The sequence below is a fragment of the Halobellus sp. genome, from assembly GCF_042218505.1.
Classification (GTDB): Archaea; Halobacteriota; Halobacteria; order Halobacteriales; family Haloferacaceae; genus Haloquadratum.
This window is the reverse complement of record NZ_JBDGQZ010000031.1, coordinates 92,784-103,525: the sequence shown is the minus strand read 5'-3', so window position 1 is coordinate 103,525 and position 10,742 is coordinate 92,784. Positions and strand designations below refer to the sequence as shown.

The 10,742-nt window shown below is 59.6% G+C and carries 7 protein-coding genes; 2 read left to right on the top strand and 5 right to left on the bottom strand.

Features of this window, described 5'->3' with window-relative positions:
* Positions 1-513: 513 nt before the first annotated feature.
* Both glnA2 and ABEI27_RS09895 read right to left on the bottom strand, forming a co-directional pair.
* Complete coding sequence (glnA2, locus tag ABEI27_RS09900; protein WP_375799241.1) at positions 514-1,866, bottom strand: gamma-glutamylputrescine synthetase; 1,353 nt, start codon at positions 1,864-1,866, stop codon at positions 514-516.
* Between the two features lie 113 nt (positions 1,867-1,979).
* Positions 1,980-2,729: an N-acyl homoserine lactonase family protein gene (locus ABEI27_RS09895; RefSeq protein ID WP_375799240.1), complete on the bottom strand. Its 750-nt coding sequence runs from the start codon at positions 2,727-2,729 to the stop codon at positions 1,980-1,982.
* 121 nt (positions 2,730-2,850) lie between these two features.
* Here ABEI27_RS09895 and ABEI27_RS09890 point away from each other — a divergent pair, with 121 nt between their 5' ends.
* Together ABEI27_RS09890 and ABEI27_RS09885 are read left to right on the top strand one after the other, a co-directional pair.
* Complete coding sequence (locus ABEI27_RS09890) at positions 2,851-3,666, top strand: succinylglutamate desuccinylase/aspartoacylase family protein (RefSeq protein WP_375799239.1); 816 nt, start codon at positions 2,851-2,853, stop codon at positions 3,664-3,666.
* A gap of 446 nt (positions 3,667-4,112) precedes the next feature.
* Positions 4,113-5,495 carry a cytochrome P450 gene (locus tag ABEI27_RS09885; protein ID WP_375799238.1) on the top strand — a complete coding sequence of 461 codons (1,383 nt, stop codon included), beginning with the start codon at positions 4,113-4,115 and terminating at the stop codon, positions 5,493-5,495.
* 160 nt (positions 5,496-5,655) lie between these two features.
* Here the strand turns inward: ABEI27_RS09885 and ABEI27_RS09880 are convergent, their stop codons facing one another.
* From ABEI27_RS09880 to ABEI27_RS09870, 3 genes are all read right to left on the bottom strand, one after another.
* Positions 5,656-5,814, bottom strand: coding sequence for a hypothetical protein (locus tag ABEI27_RS09880; RefSeq protein WP_375799237.1), 159 nt, complete (start codon positions 5,812-5,814; stop codon positions 5,656-5,658).
* Between the two features lie 820 nt (positions 5,815-6,634).
* Entirely contained in the window at positions 6,635-7,909 is a 1,275-nt protein-coding gene (locus tag ABEI27_RS09875; protein WP_375799236.1) for a Glu/Leu/Phe/Val dehydrogenase, read from the bottom strand.
* Between the two features lie 599 nt (positions 7,910-8,508).
* Positions 8,509-9,840 carry a hypothetical protein gene (locus ABEI27_RS09870; RefSeq protein WP_375799235.1) on the bottom strand — a complete coding sequence of 444 codons (1,332 nt, stop codon included), beginning with the start codon at positions 9,838-9,840 and terminating at the stop codon, positions 8,509-8,511.
* Between the last annotated feature and the right edge of the window lie 902 nt (positions 9,841-10,742).

Here is a 10,742-nt window from a genome sequence, read left to right as displayed (position 1 = left end):
CGACGACGTCGCGACCCTGTTCGACGCCGATAATCCCAAGCTCCGGAACAACGCAGTCGGACTAATCGGCGACGTGGCGATCGTTCACACCAACGTGATCGTGCAGTCACAACCGAATACGAGGCGACGAAATGAGCCACATCATAGATCCGTCGGATAGCAATTTGACGAATACGGAGAGTTGATCCATAACAGATAACTCGGCCGATTGGAGGGCAGGCAAATGGATGATCCCGGGGAGGCAACCGACTCTCGAGGAGGGACCACGGTCCTCACCGAACCGCCGGCGGAGTTGTCGAATGAACGCCAACAGATCGACTATCGCCAGCGGCGAGAACAGTGCTTGGAGTGGCTGATCACGTTCGGAGAAGATCCACAGAAGGTCGATGGGTACGTGCAAACAAGTATAAAACGCGTGCCCGCCGGATGGAATAGTTTTATTGGTGGCGACTGCCGGCAGACGCTTACCGTCCTGTCCGGCACGAAATATATGCCACCTTGCGGTACTTCCGATCAGAAGCTTCGATTCAGATACTCCGTCTCCCACTCCCCGTCGTCAGTCGATTGCTCCCACTCGCTGCGTTTCACTTCGAGATACGACTGATGAAGCGGTTCACCAAGCGCCGCTGCGAGTGCTGCGTCGGCTTCGAGCGCGTCCAGCGCTGCATCCAGTGAATCAGGGAGCCGCTCGATCCCCAGTGCGGAGCGGTCGTCGTCCTCAACCGTATCGGGGTCCCGGTTCAACGGCTCGCCCGGGTCGAGTTCGCGTTCGATGCCGTCGAATCCTGCGGCGAGGAGTCCGAGTTGCGCGAGATACGGATTGTTCGTATTATCCGAGGGCTTGAACTCCACGCGCGTCGTCGCCGCGGGATCGTCCGCGTCGGCGGAGGGGATGCGGACCATCGCTTCGCGGTTGTCGTGGCCCCAGCAGGTGTAGGCCGACGCCCACATCCCTGGCTGGAGGCGGTTGTACGACTCGACGGTCGGCGCCGTCAGCGCGACAAGCGCCGGCGCGTGTTCGAGCAGTCCGCCCACGAAGTGCCGGCCCTCCTCGCTCAGGGGGTATCGACTGGTCGCCGCCGAATCGTAGAGGACGTTCTCACCGTCCTGCCAGAGTGAGAGGTGGATGTGACAGCCGTTCCCCGGGAGGTCCGAGAACGGTGTCGGGCGGAACGTGGCCCCGACATCGTGGGCGTCCGCCACAGCCTTCACGGTCTGCTTGAACAGGATCTGGTTGTCGGACGCCGCGACGCCTGCGTCGTGATCGACCACGAGTTCCTGCTGGCCCGGACCGTACTCCGGATAGTACGTCGATAGGCCCATCCCTTGCGCTTTCAGCGCGTCGACCGTCTCTAAGATCAGGTCGTGTGCACGCTGCATTCCATCGGCCGCGAAGCACGTCGTGTCGTCGTACGGGACTGTCTCGCCCTCGTCGCTCTCTCGGGTGTAATAGAACTCGCTCTCGAAGGCGAGATGCGGCACGTATCCGTCGTCCCCGATGTCGTCGAGGTAATCGCGTAGTCGTGCGCGAGGGCCGGCCGCCCAGGGGGAGCCGCCGAGGTCGTGCAGGTCTGCGAGCATCACCGCCGCCCGGTCGGCGTACGGGAGCACCGTGAAGGTCTCCGGATCGGGAACCACGCGGACCTCCCCGGCGGGCCCGTACCGGCCCCCGGACACGAGACGATCCAGGGCGTTGAACGACTGCATCGCCTCGGTCACGTTGGCACCCTCTTCGAGGACTCCACGGAGTTTCTCGCTGTCGACGACGCGACCACGAGGGACGCCGCTGTTGTTGACGAAGACAACTCTGATCAGTTCGACGCCGTTCCTGTTGACGCGCCGGAGCACATCGTCCTGTGCCGTCATACGAAGGAGCTGATGATTCTGTGTCATTAACACCAGGGAGTACCGGCAAGTTGTGTGGACCATCCACGACGAGCGCGACCGGTTCGACGTTCGAGGGTTCGCTCGCTGCGGTGTCACCCGGCGCGTCCGCCCGGTTCGGCGTCCAGAATCTCCCACTCGTGGCCGGGAAGGATCGTTTCGCCACGGGCGAGTACGTCGCAGGCGCTCTCCCACCACTCGATGTCGTTCATCGCCAGGCCACGCCGCACTGGCGCCCACTCGTCTCTGTCGACGTTCTCGAACGTTGGGATTGCGTCCGCGGCAATCACCGTCGTTCCCCGGGCTGTCCGGACGGCAACCGACTGGTGGCCGACTGTATGCCCGGGCGTCGGGAACGCCACGACCCCCTCACAGAGTCGCGTCTCTCCCTCAATGGCTTTGAGGTCGCGCCCGAGCCACGGCGGCGTCCGCTCGAGCGAGGTCGCCTCGTACCTGACGGCGTGTATCGGATACGGATCGATTGCGTACTCGAGTTCCCGTCGCTGCACGTAGAAAGTCGTCTCCGCGTCGAATGGAGACAGATTGTAACAGTGGTCCCAGTCGAGGTGGGTGAAGACGATGCTATCGATGTCGCTGGGAACGTACCCCTCGGAATCGAGCACGGTCTCGAGGGCCTGCTCTCTTGTCCGACTGCACTCGAAGTCCGGGTGTTTATCAGTCATCTCCGCTGGGTCGCCGAAACCGGTATCAACGAGGATTGTTTCATCGGCCTCGATCAGGTACACCGTCGACGGGGCTTCGACGGTCCCTGATGCGCCGGCGATTAGCACGTCGGCGTCCATTGTGAGTGATCCGCAGCACTTCGGAGTGACTCGCGGCGCCATTGTGCCGGATACTTGAACGGCCACAAATAAATTATTGAAGGCCCTACACCCGTTGCTCGCGGCTGCTACCCGGCGACGCGGCACTGATGCTGTTTTGTGCCCTCATTTGTTACTACAAGATGTGCGAGTCGAAACCCTCAAACCCGAGAACGCGGATGAGTCGCCTGCAGTCGCTGCTGTCGGGGCGATTCACGGTGACGAGCCCTGCGGCGTGAGAGCAATCGAGCGGTTCCGCGCACGCGGCCCAACAGACAGAATTCAACGTCCAGTCAAACTGATTATCGCGAACGAACGCGCGCTCGATGCGGGGACGCGCTACGTCGAGGGCGACCTCAATCGGCTGTTTCCCGGCGACCCCGACAGCGGGATTCACGAAGAGCGCCTGGCATACGACCTCAGGCAGGAGGTCGAAGACTGTGTCACGCTCGGATTTCACTCGACGGTCTCCTTCGACGAACCGTTTGGCACGCTCGCCGACCTGACGCCACAAAAAGCGAGAATTATGCGGGCGCTCCCGGTCGACCGCGCGGCCGACTTCTCCGGACTCGTGACGGGACGAAGCGTGAACCTGCCGGGGTTCGTGAACGTCGAAGCCGGGTCCCAGGGTTCCGAGTCAGCGGCCGAGAACGCCTACGAGTGTCTGCTCGCGTCTCTCCGCGCGATGGACGCTCTCCCTGCGGAACCCGATCCAACCCCGACCACCCACTATCAGGTCCGGAAGACAATCGAGAAGACGCCGGGAGAGACCTACCGCATACACGTCGAGAACTTCGATCGAGTGCCTCCGGGGACGGCGTACGCGACGACCGGAACGGGCGAGTCGCTGACGGCGGACTCGGCGTTCTGGCCGGTGCTTCTGTCGGCGGACGGGCATAACGCACTCCTCGGATATGCGGCCAACCGGACGGGCGAAATTGGCACGGTGGCGGCCGATTGATCGGGCGACTGCGAGGGCGACCAGACGTTCCCGCGCTCAGCCTCCTACTCTTCGTTTTCCAGTCTCTACGTCGGTGTCTCTCTCGATGTCGATCCGCGGTGGTGACCGTCCGGGTCGAGCGAAACAGGAACATCCGAGCGTTGAGAGGTCCAGTTGAGTACGTTTAGTGACTGCCAGCAGAGGGCCTTCCAGATCGCTGTCGAGTTTGTGTGCTATGACACGATGGGGAAGCCACACACGCTGACGTCGCAGCGGAGGTAGGCCGTGCGCCGAACACGGCGGGCGACCATCGCCAGAAGGCAGAAGCGAAACTCGTCAGGGCGGGGATCGCAGCGCTCACGCCGTCGCTGTGACCCGCACGAGCCCGGACACAGATCCTCGGGCCGAACAGACAGAGTCGGCCATCGAAAAAAAAACTCTTTTAATGACAATTTATATATAATTATATGGCCGACAGTAACACAGATGCAGACACGGAGGCCAACGGAAGCGCCGGGGACCTGCCACCAGGGCCGGACGGGCTACCGATCCTCGGAAACACACATCGGCACCTCAAACAGCCGATGGGTTTTTTTATCGAACTGGCCGACTACGGGGACGCCGTCCACTGTGAATTTCCGCGCATCGACGCCGTCTCCGTCTTCCACCCCGACTACATCGGGGACGTGCTGCTGGGCCATCGCATCTACGAGCGGTGGCATTTCGACGAGCTCAAAGAACTCTTCGACTACGAGATCGCGCCCCGGGGTCTCACTTTCACCCGCGGCGACGAGTGGAAACAACAACGCCACTTCCTCCAGCCGATGTTCGGCTTAGACCGGCTGAAGGGGTTCAGTTCGGCGATGGTTACCGCCACCGAACAGATGATCACAGCGTGGGAAGACGGCGAAGAACTCGTGTTCAACGAGGATTTCTCCCGCCTGACGCTTTCGATTTTGACGAACTCGCTGTTCGATTTCGACCTCGGTGGGCGTCGACAGGTGATCACCGACGCTGCCGACGAGCCGCAGGCAATGGCTGATATGAGTGGGCTGAGTGCCGTGGAGATGCTGCTGCCGTCGTGGGTTCCGACACAGCGGAACAGACAGTACAGCCGAGCGATGGACGCCTTCGACGCGACTGTCGACACCCTCATTGAGGAGCGACGAGCAGACCCGGATCAGTACGACGACGTCCTGACGATGATGCTGGAAAACGAGGGTGATCACGAGTACACGATGAGCGACGAGGAGATTCACGACCACCTGATCACGTTCCTCATCGCCGGTCACGAGACGACCGCGATGGCGCTCACGTTTACGTGGCTGTTACTCGCGCGTAACCTGGACGCGCGCAAGAGCGTCGAGACCGAGGCCAAGACCGAACTGGATGGGCCTCCCACGCCTGCGGACCTCTCCGACCTGATGATTACCGAGCGCGTTGTCAAGGAAGCACTGCGACTGTACCCGCCGGCGGGGATGCTGTTCCGTGAGGCCGTCGAGGAGACGGAACTCGGCGGCTACCGGATCCCGGCGGGGACGAAGATCCTGCTCCCGCAGTTCACCGTGCACACCGACGACCGGTGGTTCGACGCGCCCGAAGAGTTCCGGCCCGCACGCGTTAGGTCCGAACGCAGCGACGATCGCCCGGACTTCGCGTACTTCCCGTTCGGCGGCGGTCCACACCAGTGCATCGGGATGCACTTTGCGATGATGGAGCTGAAACACATCGTCCCGATTCTCGCCAGACGTGTCGATTTCGAACTGGTGAGTTCGCCGACGCCGGACGTGAGTATGGAGTTGACGTTGCAACCGGCCGAGGATGTCCGAATGCGTGTCCACAAGCGATGACTCTGTGACAGGAGGTGACTACGACGGCATCACACTGGTCAAGATTTACACGGCGACAATCAACGGTCTCAATTATCAGTTGACGGTCGTGTACGGATAATGGAGCACCCCGGAGCGCCTGCCGGGCGTACCGAGTCGTCACGACGGGAGATACTCGCTCTCACAGACTGGCACCCGGTGCGGACGCTCCGCCGAGTACCGTCCCCTGGGTGGTCGGAGCGAAGAACCGATCTGACTCACGTCGGGCCCCTGCAGTGATCGTCGACGGATCGACACTCTGGATCGCTCCCTCGTGAACGCGTAGTTCGCCATCTAGCATACCGGTCTCGGGATTAACGGCAGTGATCGGGGATCCGTTGTCTCCCCCGGGCAAGACGTCGAATACCTCGTCGTGAACAACATACGAAGGTCACGTGAGCGTCCGTCTTTCCACACTTTGCGTCGTATTCGCCGCCGAATAGAGTCAAATATATTCTGCTCGATTATGGTAGGTTCGAAGTGTGAAGGTCGAATTCGAGTGTATCATCTGTGGTGAAACAGCAACGGCAACGGTGAACGACGACGAGATCCGCTCTATCGATCGACCGCTGGAGACGTTACGTGACTGTCCGAACTGTGAAATAGAAACGATTTGGACAGAATCATAAGTATTCGCGCTCTCGTTGTGCTGATACTGTATAGATCGGGGGCGACGCCCCCAGCGTGAGCACTCCTTCCCGGCGTATTCTTGCGATTTTTGCCCGTGAATCGATGGTGAACTCACGATGCTAACGGGAAAGATAGCGCAAACGGTCGGATTTTCCCGACGCGGTATAGCGATCCGAAATTTGTCGCGGTTACCGGCAAGTGGACCGGCGTCCAAGGTTCGCAGTAGCGCGCGACCACCTCGGATCACGCCGTCGTGCCAGGCATCAACGCGCCGGTAAAGCAGAATCGGCCACCACCACTCAGGATCTGAGGGAAGGCGTCGATCGACCGCGTAACTAACGGGAGACGCAGTCCGAGATTCGCCACGAACATACCAGCGCCTACACTGGCACTGTTCGATGACCGACTGGGACCGAACCGAATCGGCCTCTCTCCGAATGATACCACTACCGGATCACTGTCTCGTCACTGTCAGAGTATCTCGGGGAAGGCTACCCCTCGACGTTGCTCCGGTATCCCTCGGCTCGGAGGACGCTCTCCACGGCGCGCGTGTACGCCGCCTCTCGCCACGTTCGTGTCATCTCGGGAGCTGTCTTAATTTCTCGAAGGTCGTCGTATGCGCCGCGCAGGTGCGCCGTCAGTTTCTCGCGGACCGTCTTCTCCGTCCAGTACTCGTTGGTCGTGTTCTGCACCCATTCGAAGTACGACGCCGTCACTCCCCCCGCGTTGGCAAGGATGTCCGGGATGACCGGAATCTCCCGCTCGGCGAGATGTGTATCTGCCCGTGCGGTCGTCGGCCCATTGGCCATCTCCAGCACGACGTCGGCCCTGATGTCTGTCATATTGTTCTCGGTGATCTGATTCTCAATCGCCGCTGGGATCAGCACGTCGACATCAAGCGTCAACAGAGCGGCGTTGCTGATCTCCTCTGCACCGAACTCGAATATATCGTCGCCTCCTTCGGACGTCTCGAATAGTGCCGTCACGTCGAGACCGTTCGAATCGTAGGCCCCGCCGTCGACGTTGCTGACCGCGACAACGTCGTACCCACGGTCGTGGAGGAATCGCGCGAGATGTGACCCGACGTTCCCGAACCCTTGGATGGCGACGGTCGTCTTCTCCCGTGTCATCCCGACATCGTCTACGAACCTGTCCAAAATCACCGCCCCACCGAGTGAGGTGGCGTATTCGCGTCCTTCGCTTCCGCCGAGTTCGACCGGTTTCCCGGTTATCACTCCCGGCGTCTGTCGTCCGGTGATCGATTCGTACTCGTCGCGCATCCATGCCATAATTCGACTGTCAGTGTTCACATCCGGGGCCGGAATGTCCGTATTCGGGCCCAGGTTTTCGTGATACTCCTTGACGTACGCTCGCGAGAGTCGCTCCAGTTCTCCCTCCGAGAGTTCCCCGGGATCGACCTGTATCCCGCCTTTTGCACCGCCAAACGGAATGTTTGCAACGGCACATTTCAGGGACATCAGGAAGGCCAATTCGTCGACCTCATCGGCGTTCACCGATGGATGGTACCGGATCCCTCCCTTTGTCGGTCCACGGGCGCTGTTGTACTGAATCCGAAACGAGGGGAACACCTCGATGCTCCCATCGTCCATCCGTACCGGGATATTCACGTTAATGCGGCGTTTGGGCTGTCGGAGCAGACTCAGTTCTCGGTCGGCGAGAGCCCCGGCCTTCGAGAATCGATCCAGTTCAGTTGTACACACGTCACAGAGGGTTTCTGTTCCGGTTGGTCCGAGGTCGGTATCCATCGAAGGTCACCGAGAGTATCTTCGGGGAATCGTATCAAAAAGCCATAGCGGGTGTGCAACGAAGTTCAACCGGCACGTCATACTTTTTTGCCGGTATTTCTGGACACGTTTCGATTTGATACGGAGACGAACTTTCAGAAGCACTCCGGTAGCGTAGGTCGTTGCCAAACCAAAGTGCATTTTTCAGGATTGTTTCAGCGTTTTTAATTTTTAAGTGTCCTTAGGACGGCGCTGGCACGCTCGGAGACACGGGGAAGTATGCCGTTTGAGACATCTCGATGCAGTGAAAACTACGCATCGGTTCGTTCTCCAACTACGTTGTAATGGCCGCCGTCAGCGCGCCGGAATGTTGCGAATCCAGGATACGTTTTGCTGTCGCAGCGTTTTTCTAGCCTCTGGCTGATGCGTGCTCTCCCTGCACCGAGCGACTTCAGCGTGAGCGTGGGAAGTCCCCTCTAACACACTTTTAGGCCCTCTATAATCGAATGGGTTAGGATTTTTGTTGAATAGGGGCTCCTCGGGCCGAAGTGGAGCGACATTGATCGGAAGACCACGACCTTCCAGCGCTCAAGATTTGGCTCATCTTCTGTCTGCTGACTTTAGGCGCTGCTATTCGAGGGCGTAGTTGGTGCAAGATCAGATCGGACTTCGGTGCTGTTGATCCGGTCGTACGTCCAGGTCAAGCGGACGCGTTCACGGCCGCTGACCCCGTCTCCGTCGGTGTCACGACGGACGGTGAACTCGGCTTCAAGTGCCCATATAAACCCGCGTTTGTCGACGATAGCCGTCATCTTGTAGTCCGTGACCGTGTCGGAGAGCGCTGCGGGCCGGCCAGTGCTCTGGAGTCGGTAGCGCGCTCCTCGAGTGTCAGACTCAGCGGGACTCACTGAGCTGTTGGAGGTGGCGAGATACGTCTGAACCACCTCGCCCGGGCGCGTGAACCGGACTTCTCGCGGTGTCGCCGTCGGGGGCCGGTCGTCGATTCGGCTGAATTCGTTGGTGCCGTTCTCTGCGACGTAGCGGTCTCTCCCGTCGTAGTAGGCCGTTCTACGTACTGACCGGTTGCCCCCCGATCGTTCGAGGCTTTCTCGGACGAAAATCCGCTCGCCCTGGACGCGTACGTCGACGTCGTGCTGTACCTGCCCGGAGGACCCGTTATTGGGTGCGTAGTAGTCGAACCAGATAGTGTACGACGCTGTGTCCGAGACGACTGCCGCGTGTGCTCGTGCGAGACGACTCGCGTTGGTGATGCTCGTCTCGCTCACTCCGGGTACGGTTGAAGGATCGGTGATGTCGGCTGTCGTCGGGGTTGATCCGCCCTCCGTTGTCGAGGCCGCGGGTTCGTCACTCTCCGCGGTCGCCGGTGTTCCACCCGTGATGGCCGCTTCGTCTGGTGTTCCGCTGTTGGCAACATCTGTGCCGGCCAGCCCGAAGGCCGCGCTTGCTCCGACAGCCACGACGAGCGAAGCGACAATGATCACTGCTACTGTCCTGACTTCGAGTCTCCCGACCCTCCGGCGGACGCGTTCCCGTGGCGGGTATCTCAGTTCGTCGGGCGTCGCACCGAAATGTGCCTCACAGAGGTCGGCGGCCGCGTCGCGCTCGAGTGCGTAGCGGATCATCTCAGTCAGGTCAGCGGTGTCAAGAAAGCGTGCGTCTAGATCCGCAGCCAGTGCCTCCCCCGCTTGTGGACGCCTCGGGGCGACGACGATGTCTACGCTTCGGCTGGTCCCAACAGACGGGGTGGTGGTGCGTTTCGTCAGGACGTAGAGTACTCGTCTCTCTCCCTCCCGGTGGGCGACAACGAACGGTCCCTCGCGGTCGGTCTCGAATCCGCGTGCCGTCCAGAGGTCGGTAACGAAGGCGGCGATGCCCTCGCCGTTGAGACGGCGCACGCGCGTGTCGAGAACGTCGGTGTCGGTCCAGCCCATCTGGGGTTCGACTCGTATTACAGATGCTATCGACAAACGTGTGTCGGGTCTTGATTGCCCTCTCGTCGTACGGTCGGGCGTCGCCAGGAAGGTTACCCACTTGGACACGTGCGAGTTTCATCTGACTGAACCGATCCTCGTCTTGGCAGTTCCTCTTGACAACTCGGATAGTCGACCACACTTCATCACCGGTATCCTGAGAGGGTGCCGATGCCACGCCACTGAATAGCTATAGTAGAGAAAATTGTACATTACATAATTTATAATATTACGTATAAGAATCGATCCGACAACCTACAATTCGTTAGACCTGTGTATGTACTGCTGTATCTACATATTAGCCGGTAGATCATTCGAATTCTCGTTATTAGTAGAGCTAAAATACGCAACAGACCAAAATTAGTATGATCATAAAAATATAATAGAAAAAATAGAAATCTGCAACTTTTCGGCCAGATTGGAACGCGTTCTTCTCCGTGAGTTGCCAGCGGTCAATCTATTTCTCACCGTTTTGCGACACGGTCGGTGTGAATTCACTACCTGCGGCCTGTGTTAATCCATAGAGTGCGGTACCAACAGTGAGCCCACTCCCGCAGACGGGCGAATCTTCGTACTACGACACGCATCAGTATCAATTATTTATTATCGCATCTCACTCGTACGACCCGAGCCGCTCCCGTTTTATAACTCAAGAATTTAAATGTTGTATGACAGAATGGCCGTCGGTCGACCTCACAGATCCGACAGGAATCACCGAGCGGCGTGACGAAGTGGTCGCCGCGGTTCGGGAGCACACGGGTCAGATTGCCTACTAACTGGCACGCCTGAAGGGCGGCGATTACGGCCAGGCAACAATCGAGACAGACCGCGGTGAATGGACGGTGAAGTACGAGGGTGGTGAC

Excerpts from the sequence above, each read along its gene's own strand:
- glnA2 (WP_375799241.1), bottom strand. The coding sequence starts at position 1,866 with ATGACGGCACAGGACGATGTGCTCCGGCGCGTCAACAGGAACGGCGTC.
- ABEI27_RS09895 (WP_375799240.1), bottom strand. The coding sequence starts at position 2,729 with ATGGCGCCGCGAGTCACTCCGAAGTGCTGCGGATCACTCACAATGGAC.
- ABEI27_RS09885 (WP_375799238.1), top strand. The coding sequence starts at position 4,113 with ATGGCCGACAGTAACACAGATGCAGACACGGAGGCCAACGGAAGCGCC.
- ABEI27_RS09880 (WP_375799237.1), bottom strand. The coding sequence starts at position 5,814 with ATGCTAGATGGCGAACTACGCGTTCACGAGGGAGCGATCCAGAGTGTC.
- ABEI27_RS09875 (WP_375799236.1), bottom strand. The coding sequence starts at position 7,909 with ATGGATACCGACCTCGGACCAACCGGAACAGAAACCCTCTGTGACGTG.
- ABEI27_RS09870 (WP_375799235.1), bottom strand. The coding sequence starts at position 9,840 with ATGGGCTGGACCGACACCGACGTTCTCGACACGCGCGTGCGCCGTCTC.